Origin of the sequence: Methylophilus sp. UBA6697, from assembly GCF_002454655.1 — a bacterium.
In the GTDB taxonomy this organism is placed as follows: Bacteria; Pseudomonadota; Gammaproteobacteria; order Burkholderiales; family Methylophilaceae; genus Methylophilus.
The window spans coordinates 1-16,899 of sequence record NZ_DKJH01000002.1; the positions used below are offsets into that span (position 1 = coordinate 1).

At 49.8% G+C, this 16,899-nt stretch carries 16 protein-coding genes; 15 read left to right on the plus strand and 1 reads right to left on the minus strand.

The genetic code is table 11. The features are described from left to right. Positions 1-277: 277 nt before the first annotated feature. The gene (trmL, locus tag B3355_RS00785; protein ID WP_019881303.1) at positions 278-742 is read right to left on the minus strand and encodes a tRNA (uridine(34)/cytosine(34)/5-carboxymethylaminomethyluridine(34)-2'-O)-methyltransferase TrmL; all 465 of its coding nucleotides are present in this window, start codon (positions 740-742) and stop codon (positions 278-280) included. A 143-nt stretch (positions 743-885) separates the two neighbouring features. On the opposite strand from trmL, the gene B3355_RS00790 reads away from it, so the two are divergent. From B3355_RS00790 to B3355_RS00860, 15 genes are all read left to right on the plus strand, one after another. Continuing rightward, complete coding sequence (locus tag B3355_RS00790) at positions 886-2,538, plus strand: GspE/PulE family protein (protein WP_349679989.1); 1,653 nt, start codon at positions 886-888, stop codon at positions 2,536-2,538. A 22-nt stretch (positions 2,539-2,560) separates the two neighbouring features. Further along, positions 2,561-3,775 (plus strand): type II secretion system F family protein, encoded by a 1,215-nt coding sequence (locus tag B3355_RS00795; RefSeq protein ID WP_292779267.1) that lies wholly within the window; start codon positions 2,561-2,563, stop codon positions 3,773-3,775. 149 nt (positions 3,776-3,924) lie between these two features. Next, positions 3,925-4,368, plus strand: a complete 444-nt coding sequence (locus B3355_RS00800) for a pilus assembly FimT family protein (RefSeq protein ID WP_292779270.1) — start codon at positions 3,925-3,927, stop codon at positions 4,366-4,368. Positions 4,369-4,376: 8 nt separating this feature from the next. Then, positions 4,377-4,850 (plus strand): prepilin-type N-terminal cleavage/methylation domain-containing protein, encoded by a 474-nt coding sequence (locus B3355_RS00805; protein WP_019881307.1) that lies wholly within the window; start codon positions 4,377-4,379, stop codon positions 4,848-4,850. Between the two features lie 32 nt (positions 4,851-4,882). Further along, positions 4,883-5,503 carry a type II secretion system protein gene (locus tag B3355_RS00810; protein WP_292779273.1) on the plus strand — a complete coding sequence of 207 codons (621 nt, stop codon included), beginning with the start codon at positions 4,883-4,885 and terminating at the stop codon, positions 5,501-5,503. A 16-nt stretch (positions 5,504-5,519) separates the two neighbouring features. After that, positions 5,520-6,263, plus strand: coding sequence for a prepilin-type N-terminal cleavage/methylation domain-containing protein (locus B3355_RS00815; protein ID WP_047514930.1), 744 nt, complete (start codon positions 5,520-5,522; stop codon positions 6,261-6,263). Then, entirely contained in the window at positions 6,260-6,730 is a 471-nt protein-coding gene (locus B3355_RS00820; protein WP_019881310.1) for a hypothetical protein, read from the plus strand. Before B3355_RS00815 ends, B3355_RS00820 begins: the two co-directional genes overlap by 4 nt. Positions 6,731-6,742: 12 nt before the next feature. Continuing rightward, positions 6,743-9,757, plus strand: coding sequence for a DUF6701 domain-containing protein (locus B3355_RS00825; protein ID WP_292779279.1), 3,015 nt, complete (start codon positions 6,743-6,745; stop codon positions 9,755-9,757). 275 nt (positions 9,758-10,032) lie between these two features. Next, on the plus strand, positions 10,033-10,971 hold the full coding sequence (locus B3355_RS00830) for a hypothetical protein (protein WP_019881312.1): 939 nt from the start codon (positions 10,033-10,035) through the stop codon (positions 10,969-10,971). After that, complete coding sequence (locus B3355_RS00835; protein ID WP_292779282.1) at positions 10,968-11,816, plus strand: PilN domain-containing protein; 849 nt, start codon at positions 10,968-10,970, stop codon at positions 11,814-11,816. The genes B3355_RS00830 and B3355_RS00835 overlap by 4 nt, the downstream gene beginning before the upstream one ends. A gap of 3 nt (positions 11,817-11,819) precedes the next feature. Then, the gene (gspM, locus tag B3355_RS00840) at positions 11,820-12,539 is read left to right on the plus strand and encodes a type II secretion system protein GspM (protein WP_292779285.1); all 720 of its coding nucleotides are present in this window, start codon (positions 11,820-11,822) and stop codon (positions 12,537-12,539) included. 1 nt (position 12,540) lies between these two features. After that, on the plus strand, positions 12,541-12,933 hold the full coding sequence (locus B3355_RS00845) for a hypothetical protein (protein WP_292779288.1): 393 nt from the start codon (positions 12,541-12,543) through the stop codon (positions 12,931-12,933). 65 nt (positions 12,934-12,998) lie between these two features. After that, positions 12,999-14,774 carry a pilus (MSHA type) biogenesis protein MshL gene (gene mshL / locus B3355_RS00850; protein ID WP_292779291.1) on the plus strand — a complete coding sequence of 592 codons (1,776 nt, stop codon included), beginning with the start codon at positions 12,999-13,001 and terminating at the stop codon, positions 14,772-14,774. 8 nt (positions 14,775-14,782) lie between these two features. Then, positions 14,783-15,673, plus strand: coding sequence for an ExeA family protein (locus B3355_RS00855; protein ID WP_019881319.1), 891 nt, complete (start codon positions 14,783-14,785; stop codon positions 15,671-15,673). Between the two features lie 19 nt (positions 15,674-15,692). After that, positions 15,693-16,895, plus strand: a complete 1,203-nt coding sequence (locus B3355_RS00860) for a tetratricopeptide repeat protein (RefSeq protein ID WP_292779296.1) — start codon at positions 15,693-15,695, stop codon at positions 16,893-16,895. Positions 16,896-16,899 lie beyond the last annotated feature (4 nt).

Consider the following 16,899-nt stretch of genomic DNA (forward strand, 5'->3'; position numbering starts at 1 on the left):
CTCGCCTAGAGGCGAAAAAGGCAGTATGTATGAGTAAGTGCTGACAGACTAAAGAATTGCTTTTTTAGATCATTCTAAGTCAGGTTGCCATGCCCATCCGTACTCAATTAGATTTATGGTGATAAATTATCGGAACTTTTCAAAACGCAGAAGACTCATATCAGCACGATGATGATGAATCATCTTTCCGCTTCTTTCCTCCCTGAGCGGAAGCCTTTACGATGAGGCCTGTTGCCCCGATTTACCCCTTAATCGGGGCTTTTTTTGCCTATTACTTTCACACGCCCCCGGGGAACCCCGTTTGACGCCAGGCTTCATACAGCAAAATGGCGGCTGAGTTTGACAGGTTGAGGCTGCGGCTGTGCGGCAGCATCGGTAGCCTGACGCGATGTTCTGGCGCAAATTGTGCGCGGATGTCTTCTGGCAAGCCGCGCGATTCTGGTCCAAATACAAAGACATCTTCATCTTTAAACTGTAAATCAGTGTGTCGCGTACTGCCTTTGGTGGTGAGTGCAAACATGCGCTTGTCCTGTAATGCTTGCTGGCATTCTGCCCAGTTCTCGTAGACGGTGAGTTCGGCGTATTCGTGGTAATCCAGTCCTGCGCGCTTGAGGTGTTTGTCAGAGAGCTCAAAGCCTAAGGGCTTGACCAGGTGCAGTTTTGCGCCGGCATTGGCACATAAGCGTATGATATTTCCCGTATTGGGCGGAATTTCGGGTTCGAAAAGGACGATATGAAACATTTTTTGCAGCTTGTTTACAAACGTAAGGGTAGAATGTTGGTGATATGATAGACGAAGAAAAGTCTATATAGATAAATAATTACAACGCCATGGCTCGTCCCGAGAAAATTAGATTAGGTGAAATTCTGGTCAGACAGAATTTCATGACCCAAGCTCAGCTCGATCAGGCGCTGGAAGAACAGCGCAAGTCGGGTCGTCGCCTGGGCCGCGTGATTGCTGAAAAAGGCTACGCCAATGAGCGGCAAATTGCCGAGGCTGTCGCTTCTCAGTTGAATATCCCATTTTTGGATCTGGGCCAGTACGAACTGGACGTGAAGCAGGTTCAAAAACTCCCTGAAGTTCAGTCGCGCCGTTTCCGCGCCATCCTGCTCGAAGAGCGCCCCAACAGTTTCCTGATCGCGATGGTTGATCCATCGGATGTGTATGCGTATGACGAGTTGGTCAGGCTGCTCAAACGCGACATTGATATTGTCGTCGTGCAGGAAAGTCTGCTCATGCAGACCATTGACCGCTCTTATCGCCAGACCGAGCAGATTTCTTCATTGGCGCTGGAGCTGCAAGAAGACCTCGCCGCCAGCAATGTTGATCTTGCCAGCCTGATGGGCGTTGACCTGGGCATAGATGACGCGCCTGTTGTTAAGCTGTTGCAGACTATTTTTGAAGATGCCGTGCAAGTGCGCGCGTCTGACGTACATATTGAGCCGCAAGAAAATAAACTGCTGATCCGTTTTCGTATTGATGGTGTGATGCACTTTCAGACGCAATCGGATAGCAAGATTGCCACTGCGCTGGTGATGCGCCTCAAAATCATGGCCGGCCTGGATATCTCTGAGAAGCGCTTGCCGCAAGATGGCCGCTTTGGTTTTACCGTAAAAGGCCGCGCGGTGGATATGCGTATCTCCACCATGCCTACCCAGTATGGCGAAACCGTGGTGATGCGTTTGCTGATCCAGAATACCGGGCATTTCCATCTCGAAAAACTAGGCATGCCGCCGGACTTGCTGGCACGTTTCCGTAAAATGATTGGCCGTCCAAGTGGCATGGTGCTAGTCACCGGTCCGACCGGTAGTGGTAAAACCACTACCTTGTATTCTGCGCTAAGTGAGTTGAATACACCCGAGACCAAGGTGATTACTGTAGAAGACCCGGTAGAGTATCGTTTGCCGGGCATTATTCAAACTCAGGTCAACGAAAAGATTGAGCTGGATTTTCCCAAGTTATTGCGCGCTATTTTGCGTCAGGACCCGGACATCGTATTGGTGGGTGAGATGCGTGATGAGGAAACTGCGCAAACCGGTTTGCGTGCCTCTATGACTGGTCACTTGGTGCTGTCAACATTGCATACCAATGATGCTTCCACCGCCCCAGTACGTTTGATCGATATGGGCGTACCGCGTTTTATGGTCGCCATGTCGCTGTTAGGCGTGTTGGCGCAGCGGCTGGTGCGACTTATTTGCCCACATTGTGCCGTCGAGCATACACCAACTGAGTCAGAGTCGGTCTGGTTAAATCAGGTCATACAGCAACCGGATGTGGTGACGAATTTCCGTCAGGGTAAAGGCTGCCAGCACTGTAACCGCACCGGTTATTTAGGGCGCGTTGGTTTATACGAATTTTTGGAAATGACCGATGAATTGGCGATGGCAGCCAACATGCCAGATACCAATGTCTTCATCAAAAAAGCGCGTGAGCGGCTAAAAGGCAAAACCCTGCGCGATCAGTCATTGCAGCTGGCGATAGATGGCAAGACCACGCTCGATGAAATCATGCGTGTCGATAATCAGTTTGAAGAGTAAGCCTTTTTAAAGAACGCCGCCTATGCCGATATTTGAATATAAAGGACGTACCGACGATGGCATGATGGTCAGTGGCGTACAAGAAGCGGCCGACCTCGACGCGTTGGGTGCAGCACTTATCCTCTCCAGAATTACCCCGATTGAAATCAAGCAAAAAGCGGCTGGTGCAGTTGCCTTTAATTTGTTTGAAGAAAAAGTCACCAGCCTGGATGTCATGCTGTTCAGTAAGCAGATGTATACCTTACTCAAGGCTGGTATCCCAATTATGCGTGCCTTAGCGGGTATTCAAAGCTCGGTTGGTAATGCCAAGCTGGCGCAAGTGGTTGGCCAGCTAAGAGTGAGTTTGGACTCTGGCCGCGAATTGTCAGTCGCTATGACTGAACACCCTAAAGTGTTTGATAGTTTTTATATCAGCATGATCCGTGTCGGTGAAGGCACGGGTAATCTGGATAATATCTTTTTGCGGCTGGCCGAGCATATTGAATTTGAGCGCTTTATGCGCGGGCAAATCAAATCTGCGTTGCAATATCCAACCTTCGTGCTCATCGCGATGGCGATTGCCATTGTCGTGATTAACGTGATGGTGATTCCGCAGTTTGAAAAAGTATTCGCCAACATGCATGCAGATTTACCATTCGTCACCAAAATGTTGATCGCGTTTTCCAGTTTTATGCGTAATTACTGGTTTGTGCTGATTGGCATGATTGTGGCTATCGTCTGGATGTTCAAATCGTACACAAGTACAGATAGCGGGCGTGCTCAATGGGATCGTCACAAGATGCGTATCCCGATTGCGGGAAAAATTATTTTCAAAGGTACCATGGCCAGATTTGCGCGTACCTTTGCTTTATCTACACGTAGCGGTTTGCCGATTCTTTCAGCTTTGCGTCTGGTCTCGCAGACGGTTGAGAATGATTACCTCGGAGCCAAAATTCTCAGTATGTCTGCTGGCATTGAGCGCGGTGAGACCATTTTAAGAACCGCCACGCAAACCGGCGTGTTTAATCCACTGGTGTTACAAATGATTGCCGTGGGCGAAGAGTCTGGCTCGCTCGATGATTTAATGCAAGAAGTTGCCGATATGTATCAAGCTGACGTGGAATATGACGTTAAGACATTAGGTGCGCAAATCGAACCGATTTTGATTATCTTCTTGGGTGCCTTGGTGTTGGTGTTAGCACTGGGTGTGTTCTTGCCGATATGGGATATGAGTTCGGTGATGTTGAAGGGTAGTTAATCATTTGCTCTGGCATATGAATGGTTTGTGATGCGTGATGAATATGGACCAAAATTGTCTGGCATAGATTTTGCTGATGGGTAATTAACGCAGTTATAACCTGCCGCTGTGATGATAAGGGCAGGGACTTTTGATTAGGAGTCTGAGTAATGAAAAAACAAGCTGGTTTTACATTGGTTGAATTGGTAGTGGTAATTGCAGTATTGGGTATTTTGGCAGCAACGGCTTTACCTAGATTTGTTAACGTGCAATCAAATGCGCGAGTGGCAGCGGGTAATGGCCTGGCGGCTTCTTTGCGATCAGCTGCCAATCTGGCACGTGCATCGTGGATTGCAGCTGGAAGTCAGGCTGCTCAAGTACAAGTGCAAATGGATGGTCAGGCCGTCACAGTAAATGCTGCAGGATGGCCAACTGGGGATGCGCCTGGTATCACTGCAGCCTTACAACAATTAGATGGGCAGTTTGTAGGTGGTTACAATAATGGTACTGCGACATATACCGTGGGTGGTTTTGCCGCGTGTACCGTTGTTTATACTGCGGCAGATGGACGTGTGGTCACTAACCTTAGCCCGGCAAATTGCGGCGGTAACTAATTGTTAAGATGCGATATGTTACGCAGGGATTCACTTTAGTTGAGCTAGTGGTTGTGATTGCTTTAACTGGAATACTGGTAGCAGTAGCCGCCCCTAGATTTGCAAGTGGTGATGTCTTCGAAACCCGCGGTGACGCGGGTTTACTTTCTTCTACGCTGCGTTATGCGCAGAAAACGGCCATCGCTCAGCGCAAAAGAGTGTTTGTGATACACAACGATGCAGTCGAGCCCAATACGGTCAGTTTATGTTTTGATCCTAATTGCGGCGCGGCGCAGGTGGTGATTAACCCGGAGACCGCAGGGGCATATGTGCTCACTTTTTCGCGCAGTGTTGTCGTTCAATCTTCTAATAAAGGATTGGGGTTTGATGGCTTGGGCCGTGCGGTCCCCGATGAGTTGGCTACTTATACCGTGACTAATCGCAAAAATGCCTTACAGTCTGTGGGCATTTCGGTCGAAGCAAACACAGGCTATATTCACTAACAAACCATTTGGTGCTTAACCAAATGAGGTACATGACTCAAACAGGCAATCACAACGACCATAAACACATACCAACCAGCAAACAAAACCATCGTGGTTTTTCGCTGGTTGAAATGGTCGTGTTTATTGTCATTGTGACCACTGCGATTGCCGGGGTCATTGGCGCGCTGGCGTTTATGAGTGGGCACTCAGCTGACCCGCTTGCGCGCAAACAAGCCATCGCGATTGCTGAATCACTCATGCAAGAAATCCAGCAAATGCCTTTTACCTTTTGCGATCCGGATGATCCGAATGCGTCTACGGCCAATGCCTCGTCCGATTGCACGACTTCACAAGCCAACCTGGGTGGCCCCTCTCCGGCCGGAGAGAGTCGTTACGGTGCGACAAACCCCTTTGATAATGTGGCTGATTATGGCGGTTTTACCATGCCGGGTGGTGGCTGCACGGGTATTTGCCGTATTGGGGATGCAACCGCAATTGCAGGTTTAAATGCTTATTCAGCTTCTGTTGCTATCGCACAAGCCGGGGGGGCTGGCGCGTTTGCCGGGCTGCCAGCCGATGCTGTGTTGCAAATCGTTGTGACAGTGAACGGGCCAGCCAATACGGTGATCCGCCTCACGGGTTTTAAGGTTCGCTATGCGCCGCGCATTTAAGCAGCCGGGTCTTTCTATGTCTGGTTTCACCTTGGTGGAGCTGGTCATTGTCATTGTTGTCATGGCCATTCTGGGCGGTATCTCAGTCAGTTTTATTAAAAACTCTGTCCTGGCATATGTGAATTCTGAAGCTTATTACGAGCTGGCCGACCGTGCCGATATTTCCTTGCGCCGTATGTCGCGCGATATTCGTAATGCGTTGCCTAACAGCGTGTGGGTGCCGGGTGGCTCCGGTAGTTATGTGCAGTTTGTGCCGATTAAAGCCGGTGGCCGTTATCAGCAGGAGGACTTCGATGCGGGCAGTCTCACACTGGATGTATTAGGGCCGATGGTGAATGTGGATGCCAATGACCAACTGGTGATTTATAACATGGGCATAGCGGGGGCCGATGTGTATGACGGCACCAATATTCGGCCAGTGAGTGCTAACGCAAGTTCGGTCACATATACTGGCGCACTTTTCCCATTTGCGTCACCGGGCGGCCGATTTTACGTGGTAAATGGCGCCGTGATTTATGCCTGCGATCTTGCTAATCGCCGATTGGTGATGTATTCAAATATCCCTATCACCGCCGGGCGTGTGGCTAACTTTAATGGACTGACGGCCAATGTTGTTGCTGAGGATGTGACTGAGTGTAGTTTTACCTATACGGAAGGCGTGATGCAACATTCCAGCGTGGTCACCGCGCAATTGACGCTCGCCAAAAACGGCGGCGTTGCCAGATTGGTTAACTTGATTAATGTGGTGAATTCGCCATGAAAAGCATTGCTTATCGCGCAAAGGGATTTATGTTGCCTGTGGCAATATTTTTACTGGTGACTCTTGCAGCACTGGTGGGGTATTCCATGCGGTTGTCGTTGCTGGCGCAAATGGGCACGATTCAGGATGTGCAAGGTGCCAATGCTTATTTGGCGGCGAGGGCAGGGGTGGAATGGGCTGCTTTTCAGGTGTTGGGGCCGGGTACAAATGCCATGAAATCCTGTATTGCTTCTCCAACAACTTTGACAATTAATAATTTTACTGTGTTGTTAACATGCAGCCGAACCGTACCAAAAGACAAAGGCAATACACAGGATATTGGCATGTATAGCATCACCTCCACTGCCTCGATAGGCGGGATAGGTGCACAAGATCGTATAGAGCGACAAATCGCTGTCACACTTAGTCGATGCTTATACCTAGATCCTGGCGCCCCTCCAGGCACGGTGGCAGAAGAGTGTAATTAACAGGAATTGATTATGAACAGATTGATTAAATATGTATTAATCAATTTATTGTATGTTGTGGTATTTGCCTTTACCGGGAGCGTGCACGCAACTGTAAGAGTGCTTAACAATGGTGGAGGTACTAACGCCAGTAATGCGTTAGAGGTCACTATTGCGGATTCAACGCAAATGCAAATTAAACGGCTTGGTTCCGGGCAGTTGTATCAACCAGGTACTTATCCAAGTGGATCCTATCCCTACAATTCATTATTAGATAATGGCGTGTATATTCGATATAACAATCGAATATATGGCGCTAACCATTTTGCCTATAGTGCCGCAACAATTTACAACAGTTTTAGCATCTCATCAGTGCAGCCAGGGAGCACTTCGCAAGGCGTGACACAATCGACGACCTCCAGTCTTTCGCTCACCTCTTCAATCTTAAGTAGTCCAACGGTGAGTATTGTCTGGAAGTATACGTATCCCCTTGACTACATCACTGCAGAAGTGACCGTCACCATCCCAGCAACAGCAACAGTCAGTACTGGTAATCCAATCCGCTATTATCATGCGGTGGATACCTATTTAGGGGGTAACGATAATGGGTGTGGTGTTCGGTATACCGATACTAATGGCAAGCTAGTAGTGGGTACCTACCCTTTAACGAATGGTACATGCCCTTCCAGTACTTCACTTCCTGCCAATTTGGATGTGGTTGAATCATTCCGTGAACGTAACGGTAAGTTTGACCATCATTGTGTTGGCTACTGGAGTGATTTCTGGAGTACTGCAACGTCAAACCCGCCCGCGTGTTCAATTAGTAAAAGCGGTAGCCTTGCTGACTCCATCACCACGACTTATCAAGATACCGGTGCTGCGATTGAGTTTGATTTTACTGCGCCTGGAATCTACACGTTTAGTTACGACTTTGTCGTTGGTTCCACTTTTGTGCCTAATTACGACCATTTCGAGATTCGTCATGCGGGGACTGCGACACTCTGCCCAACCGAAGTAAAAGTGCTGGCATGCTTATCCTCCACTGTGCCTTGTCCGGACGATCAACTGGTGAGTTCGGGTGAATTAAAAGGTAGTCTGACAGTGTCGCCAACGACACCAACAGTGACTGATACGCCTGATCCGTTCACATTGGGGTCAAATCAGTCCATTGGAACTGTCACGATGCAAGGTAGTGCCGCAGCCACCTATACCTTGGGTGTGAGTGGGCTGACTAAAACGCCACTGAGTGGCGTGAAGTGCTGGAACACGACCACTAGTTCACAGAGCTGTAGTTTTACCTTTACCAATACGCCTTGCGTAAACACGTTTGAGTGTATGGAGAACTCACTGACGTATAACAATCGCACGACCAATAGCTCCTTGCGCAATCCGCTTTATACTAAGGTAATCGGAGCTGATTTTGATATTGATGTGGTCGCGTTGCTGGCAAACGGCAATCAATCAGCATATAACTCAACCACAGGTTTAACTGTGCAGTTGGTGAGTGATAATGCGGGTGCATGCGGTGCTACCGTCGTTGCAACCAAGGCTCTGACTTTCGCAGCTTCTGATGGCGGCCGTAAAAAGGTTACTTTCAGTGCCAGTGATATATTAAGGCCGCACCCTAACTTACGATGCAAGGTTACTGATGCAGGCTTGGCTAAAACGGGATGTTCGTCTGATAACTTTGCGATACGTCCAACATCTTTATCCGTGACTAGTGTGAGTCCGCAACAACTGTCACCGAGCCATACATCTGCCCCTGTTCGTAGAGCTGGAACTGATACTTTTAGTGTGACGGTTTCAACCAATGAGTTAACTTATACAGGGACGCCAAAAGTGGATAGCGGAAAGTTGGAGACCCATGCGGCAGGTGTGACCTCTGTCGGGCAAGTGAATGGTACCTTTGGTGCAGCGAATTTGGGCGTTAGTTCAGGGTCAGCTTTTACTTATTCTGAGGTTGGTCATTTCAGGTTCAAGGTAGAGGGTATTTACGATGATACTTATGCGGCCGTTGATAGTGCCAATGGTGATTGCGAGAACTCTTTTGCAGATACCGATGATACTAGAACACCCAAGAAATTAGGTTGTAAGTTCGGCAATAAGACTGTAAGTAATTATATCGGCCGTTTTATTCCAGATCATTTTAAAGTGACTGCGGGTACTAGTTATACAGATGGCTGCGGAACTTTTACCTACTATGATCAAGACCCTGGCTTGATCACGCCATTCGTTCTGGAGGCTAAAAATGCGGCTGATGTTACTACTCAATATTACACTGGAAACTATGCCGTATTTGGCCTGAGCAACTGGAATAATTATTCGTTTCAGATGAAAACTGATGCGGGTACACCGATAACGAGTGGCGCGACGATAGCTGCCAGTAGTGTGAGCACATCGGGCACCTGGGGGGCTGGCATTGCAAATGTGCAAGCAGGGCATAAAGTCACTCGCCCTGCGAGTGCTGTACCACCAGAGATGATTAGGATTTCTGCGCAGCCAAGCGGTGTTGATGGTGGGGTCACGGTAAGTAGTGCAACCAGAGTAGATGTGTTCACTCTCTCAGCTTCTAATCCTACTTACCCAGCATTTAGGTTTGGTCGCTTGGCTGTGACCTCTGCGCATGGATCAGAGTTGCTGCCGTTGTCAGTTCCCATTGAGGCACAATACTGGAATGGAACTGGGTTTAAACGAAATATCAATGACAGTTGTACAACGATCCCGCTCTCAAGTATTGTCATGACCAATTACAGAGGTAATTTGAATGCCTGTGAGACTCAACTCACTGGTGCGTCTTCTATGAACAAAGGTGTGCTCTATATGCGTTTAAGCGCGCCTGGAATTACTGGAACGACTCCCAATACTGGGAGTGTGGACTTAGAGGTAAATCTGAGGGCGGCTGGTGGCGGCGAGATGACATGTAATAGCGCGTCTCAATCAGCCGCGACCAGTGGTTCAATTCCGTGGTTCGGTACCACGGATCCTATTGGCCGAGCCACCTTCGGTATCTACAAAGCGCCCATTATCTACATGCGAGAAAACTTCTAGCGATCACAAAACCACCTAATCAGGTGGTTTTGTTCTTTTTATCATGGGTTTAAACCATAGGCTCAGGCACTAAAGTTGCTATTGTTAAAATGAACTATCAAGCGTTAACAAAGTGGTATTCAGGCAACGTATGAAATATCAGTTATTTAGCGCAGTGGGTGATGGCTTCACCTGGGGGATTTTTTGTGTATACTAATCTCCGATAAAGCTTGAAGTTGTGGTTGTTATACTTTGATTTTAAATAAAAAAATATTTAGAAAGTCAGACTTACCTCTATGGAATGGTTTAAACGACAAAAGAACAAGCAGCAAGTGGGTATCAGCTACACCGATATGCATGTCAGCACTGTCGCCTTGACGCCGCCATCCGAAGGGGCCAAGCCGGTGGTGTCATTTGCCGCTGTTGAGCAGGTACCACTGCATGCGACGTCCACATTGCGTCACTTTGTGACCAAAAATGACCTCAAGACCTTGCCGTGCAACCTGGTGCTCAATGTTGACCAATACAATATTGTGCAGATTGATAAACCGAATATGCCGGACAACGAAGTGAAACCTGCGTTGCGCTGGAAATTGAAAGGCTTGCTGGACTATTCGGTCGAGCAAGCTGTCGTCGATGGCATTGATGTGCCGGTAGACCCTTCTTACGCTAATCGGCAGCCATTGATGTTGGCAATTTGTGCTAAAAAAGCCATCGTTTCTGCGGTGGGTAATCAATTATCCGAGGCGGGCTTTAATGTGAAGTCAGTCGATGTGCACGCACTGGTACAACGCAATATTGCCCATCTGCTCGAACACGAAGACCGTGCGCTGGTGACGCTCAGCATTTTGCCACGCGGATGTTTGCTGACGTTTACGGCCAAAGGCGAGTTATATCATGCGCGCCTGATTGAGCTCGATCGTGATTTTCTGAATGACCGCGGCGAGTTGTTTAAAAGTAACTTTGACAAACTGGTGCTTGAGCTGCAGCGCTCGCTGGACAGTTTCGACCGCCAGTTCCCTTACCTGAGCCTGAATCGCCTGGTGGTCGCGCCAGTAGCGAATCGCGACTACCTGGTCAGCGGCTTGAGCTCCAGCCTCTATGTGCCGGTGAATGTCTTTAACCTGGAAGATATTGTCGAGCTACCTGCCGACCAGGACTTCTCCAGCCTGGAAAAACAAGCCATGCTGTTACCCGCTTTAGGCGCTGCCTTGCGTCAGGAGACGGCGGCATGAGTCAGCAGATTAACCTGTTTGAAGGTGGGCTGGTTAAATCCAAAGACTGGTTCAATTTACCTTTTGTCGTCGTCATTTATGTGCTGGCAGCTGGCGTGATGTTTTACCTGTCTACCGGCCTTGAAGCAGAAAATGCTGCCTTGCAAACGCAGCGCAATCAGGCCGTGACGCAATATGAAACCATGCAGAAGAAGGTGGATCAGTTTGCGCAGCGCGTGACGCCAATTGATAACAGCAAACTTGAAGTCGAGTTAAAAACCCTCAAAGGCCGCTTTGATATGCAGTCGCAGATTCTGGCGATTTTCCAGCAATCCATCTCTGATGCCTCAAATCACCTGGTTGATTACATGCGTGCCTTTACCGCACAGCAACAAGCAGGGTTATGGTTGACTGGCTTCAGGATTGAGCCTGGTACTCAGCATATTTCACTGACCGGGCAGGCATTGCAGTCTGAAGCTATTCCGCAGTATCTGGATTTGCTGTCTGCACAACGTATTTTTGAGGGCACGCAATTCTCCGGCATCCAATTCAAGCAAGTGGAGTTGCAGCGGCCGCAATCGCCAGCAACGGCGCCTGCCGCTGCCGCATCACCGCCTGCTGCGGTGCCTGAATCAACGCCTGCTGGTAAAGGTGCACCTTATGCGGCTAGTAATGCCGCCCCGGCATCGGTAGCGCCGCCAGCAACCGCGAGCCAAAACGCGCATGAGGAAGAAGCTAAGTTGCAGGTATATGCCTTCGAAGTAAAAGGACGCGATTTGCAAAGCCAGGCAAAACGCGAGAACAGCGTGAGTTGGGATGACTTTGTGCGTCAAACCACCCAAGCTCAGCCGACGCCAGGGAAGTGACCGATGCGATTTGAGCAATTTCAGACAGTGAGTAACAAATGGCTGGCGCTTTCCCAACGGGAGCGCTGGATGATTTTTGGCGCCGGCTTGTTTGCCGTGGTGGGCCTGATGGATACGTTTTTGCTGGAGCCACAGCGTGTGCAACTGGCGAGTACGCAGCAGGAAGTGATTAAGATCCAGAACGATACAACGACCTTGACTGAGCAAATGACGACGATAGCCACGCAGGCCGCGCCGCCGCCAGCCACCAATGCATTGCAGCATGATATTAACGAGGCCACGCAGCGCATTAACAGTCAGTCTGCTGATCTGGTCAAGGTGTCTTCTTATATGGTGCCGCCACAAGACATGGTGGCATTGCTGAAAAAACTATTGCAACAGCATGCCGATGTGCAAGTGGTGGAAATGCAGTCACTGCCTGTGGTCGACTTTATCGAGAAGCAGAGAAAACAATTACAGACACAAGCCGACCCTGCGTCAGGTGGCGCGGCACCTGCTAATGCTGAGGAGGTGTGGAAGAATGTGCCGCACGTGTATCAGCATGCCGTGAAGGTGCGCCTGAAAGGTAAGTATTTTGCATTGATGGCTTATGCACAATCTTTAAAAGCCATTGGGCAAAAGCTGGCCTGGGAAAGTGCTGAACTCAAGGCTCAGTATCCAGACAGCGAATTGACGGTTCAGGTGTATACCCTGAGTGGTGAAAATGCATGGTTGGGGATTTAGCATGCGCTTGTTAATAATAATAGTTGTGATGATAGGCCTGGCACAGTCAGCAATGGCCGATGGCATGGTTGACCCAACCAAGCCGCCGGCATCCGTCATGGAATATTTGCCTAATACGCAGGCCGAGGCAGAAAGGCCCTGGGAGCTGACGGCGATACAGGAAAACGGTAAGAGTGGTTTTGCTGTGGTGAATGGCCAGATGGTACAAGTGGGTAATAGTTACGAGGGCTTTAAATTGTCGTCGGTAAAAAATCAGCAAGCTGTGTTTATCAGCAAGCTGGGCGAGAAGAAAGTACTCAGGATGGGCTTGTCCAGTTTTATGGAACCAGTGCAGCCATTGGCAGGCATCAAAAAAACGGCCAAAAAAATTAAAAGAACAAAGATTGAGAAATAAAGTGACAAACACTTGCAGGTCCCGCTTAACGGGATAAGCAAGGGAACATCAATAGAGAGACTGCTATGAAAACATTTGTGAATACCTTGGGTTTGATGATGATAGGTGCCGGGTTGGCTGGATGTACCAGTAATCCGTTTGCGCCCCCCAATACATCGATTAACCCTAAAATTCAGAACGAATTGGCGACATCAGCGGCCAAGGCTCAAGCGCAGGTGACGCCACCGCCGAAAGAGGTCACAGATGAATTGTTCGAACCACTCAAGATTGAGCCGCCCAAAGCATTAGCCAAACGCGTTGAGCCCAGGTTTGACCTGGTAGTGAACAAAGCACCTGCCGCTCAGGTATTGATGGGCATTGTGTCTGGCAGCCCTTACAGCATTGCATTGAGCCCGGAGCTTAAAGGTGAGATTTCAATCAACTTGCGCGATGTGACCTTGTTTGAAGCCCTCAATGCCTTGCGTGATTTGTATGGCTATGAATACAAAATGAGTGGCAAGCAGATTTTTGTCGAGCCGCAAACTTTGCAGACTCGTGTGTTCCAGGTGAATTACATTACGGGTGCGCGTAGAGGCACTTCCGCAACGCGCGTGACCTCTGGTACTGCCAGTGGCTCTGGTGCCGGTGGCGCGGCAGGCGTAGCTGGTCAGGCGGCAGCCATGACCGGATCAGGGACAGGTAGCGGTACGGGTACTGGCACCGCAGCAGGCAGTGGGAGTTCTGGCGCGTCTAATCTGCAAGTGTATGCCTCTGATGTGAGTATGCGTACCAATAATGACTTCTGGGACGAAGTTGCCGGTTCCCTGAGCAGCCTGATTGGTGAAGAAAACGGCCGTAAAGTCGTGATTAATGCGCAGTCTGGCCTGATCATGGTGAAAGCTATGCCTAAAGAAATCCGCCAGGTTGAGAAGTTTTTGAGCCTGATGCAGGTGACCGTAGACCGCCAGGTGATTCTGGAAGCCAAAATCATCAAGGTGCAGTTAAACAGAAACTCGCAACAAGGTATTAACTGGGCAGCCGCCAGACATACCCGTGGCCGCGATGTGACCTTTGGTAACATCAATGGCAATGCCTCATTGAGTGAAACTGGCGATTTAACCAATGGCACCGTGACGACGACTGAGCCTGGTGCATTAAGTAATAACGCTGTCACTTCTCTTGGCGGCTCAATGTTCGCGCTGGCGGTGCAGGGCAAAGGCTTTTCGGCTTTATTGAACTTCCTCGAAACACAAGGGAATGTAGAAGTGCTTTCCAGTCCGCGTATTGCGACCATTAATAACCAGAAAGCCGTGCTCAAGGTGGGTAATGACGCTTTTTATGTCACTAACGTGAAAACCAATGTGACAACAACAACAGGTGGCGCGATTGTGACACCGGATATTCAGCTGCAACCATACTTCTCTGGTATTTCACTGGACGTGACACCGCAGATTGATAGGGATGACAATATTATTCTGCACGTGCATCCGTTTATCAGTGATGTGACACAAGTGAACCGGACTGTGACTTTGTCCAGTGCCAACGGCGGGACTTACACCATTCCAACGGCGTCGTCTAACATTAACGAAACAGACAGCATTGTGCGTACCAGAGATGGCAGCGTGATTGCCATTGGTGGCCTGATGTCTGAAACTGTCGACAATACCCGTACCAAAGTGCCTGGCCTGGGGGATGTGAAGTTCCTGGGTAACTTATTCCGCCAGAAAGATCTCGCCAGCACCAAAACTGAACTGGTTATTTTGCTGAAATCGACCGTGGTGCGTAGTGGCGAAAGCTGGGCGCAAGATATGCTTGATAGTCAGGACCGGGTTGATAAACTGAAGAGTGATACCAGTTTTTAGGAGCGGGCATGTACCTGCAGCATTTTGGGTTGAAGGAATATCCGTTTACCATCACCCCGGATACCAGTTTTTATTATGCAACGCGTAGCCTGCAAGAGGCGCTGAATACGCTATTGATTGCGATTCAGTCCGGCGAAGGCTTTGTCAAAATTACCGGTGAAGTGGGTACCGGTAAAACCTTGTTGTGCCGCCGCCTGCTCAAGGCGTTGGCGCCCAGTTGCAAGGTGGCATTTATCCCCAATCCTTACCTTGATCCACATGCCTTGCTGATGACGCTGGCGACTGAGTTTGGCGTGGCGTTCAAGCCTGATTTTACCCATCATGACATGATTGATGCGCTTAACCGCAAGCTACTCACATTTGCTGATGAAGGCCGCCACGTGGTGGTGTGCCTGGACGAAGTACAAGCCATGCCGCTGGAAACACTGGAAGCTTTGCGCCTGCTGAGCAACCTCGAAACCGAGAAGCGCAAATTGATACAAGTAGTGATTTTTGGCCAGCCGGAGTTGGAAGAGCGCATTAATCATCCCTCCATTCGCCAGTTACGTCAGCGTATTGGCTTCGAGTATCACCTCAAAGGCCTGCAGTGGTCAGAATTGGGGTTTTACCTGAATCATCGTATGCATATTGCTGGGTATCAGGGAGGCATGGTGTTTACGCCTGCCAGCCTGCGTTTGCTCTACCGCTATGCCAATGGTATTCCCAGGCTGCTGAATATCCTGGCGCATAAATCTTTGCTGTCGGCATTTGGGCGTGGTCAGCAAGGCGTCTCCGCAGAAGATGTCAGGGCCGCCATTATGGATACCCAGGCAAGCGTCAAGGCGCAGCATCGCTGGTTAGGGCATGGCTTTAAATGGTGGGTGACATTACATACGGCCATGGCAGGTCTGGGTCGTTAGTTAACTATTGGGGAAGCACTTGAGCTTAATTAATCAGGTATTGCAAAATGTTGAGGCCCGTCAAGGCGGGGCAACGCTTGATGCCAGCGCTGGCAATGCCTGGGCTGGGCAGGTCAAGCCAGTGTTATCCCATTCAGGATCAGTTGCCACGGCCTGGATCGGTAAACTGGTATGGGGGCTGTTGTTCTTGACGCTGATCGGCGCATTGCTGGTCAATTGGCCAATGCTGGTGGCACGCCTTGATCCGAAGCCAGTGGTTGAACAGCCAGTGCCGTCAGCGGTAGCAATCCCTGTTGTGCCAGCCGCCGGGGCAGAGATCAGCACGGCGGCCGCGGTTGCCACTGCCGACAGTCCAGCTTGGTCGCATCCGCAGTTCACCAAAGCATTATTTAGCGCGTGGCAAACGCCAGTGAAAGACATTGCACAACCATCTCTTAAGCCGGTGGTGACTAAACCGGTCAGCGCTAAAACCATACCGCCGCAAGTGGAGGGGGAGTTTACGATTAACCCCGCTGAAGGTACGGCAGCCAACCCTGTAGTGACTGCCATTGAGCCAGGCAATGCCGTCAAACTCGCTAAAAACAGTGAGGATGAGTCAGGTCCTCGCGGTGTGGTGAACAAGCAGATACGTCCCGAGCAAGAAGTGAACTTGCTGATTCAACGCGCTGTAGACCAAGAGCAAAAAGGGCGTTTGAATGAAGCACTGGTCATCTTGCGCCAGGCCTTAACGACGTATCCGCAGTCAGAGGATGCGCGACAGTTGCTGGCAACTTATTTGTTCGAGTCCAAGCAGGAGCCGGAAGCGGTGGCTGTACTGCAAGCCGGAATCAAGCAGTTTCCGGGGCAAATTGGCTTATCCAAGTCACTGGCCAAATGGCAGTTGTCGCATGCTCAGCCTGAAGCCGTATTGCAAACGCTGAAGCCGGTTGCCAACCTGTTGATACAGGATGCAGAGTCGCAATGGATGCTGGCCATGGCCTATCAGCAGACCGGGCAGCATGCCGCCGCTTTACCGCACTTTGATCGCGCCAACGTGTTGCGGCCCGGGCATGCACAGTGGATAGTGGCTTATGCTATTTCTTTGCAAGCGGCGGGCCAGCCTGCACAGGCCTTGCAGCAGTTGCAACAAGCTTATAACCTGCCGTTAAGTGATCGTTTGTCAGAGTTTGTCGGGCAGCGTATCCGCCAGTTGGGTGGCGTTGCAGTCGTGCGTAGCGAGTAACATC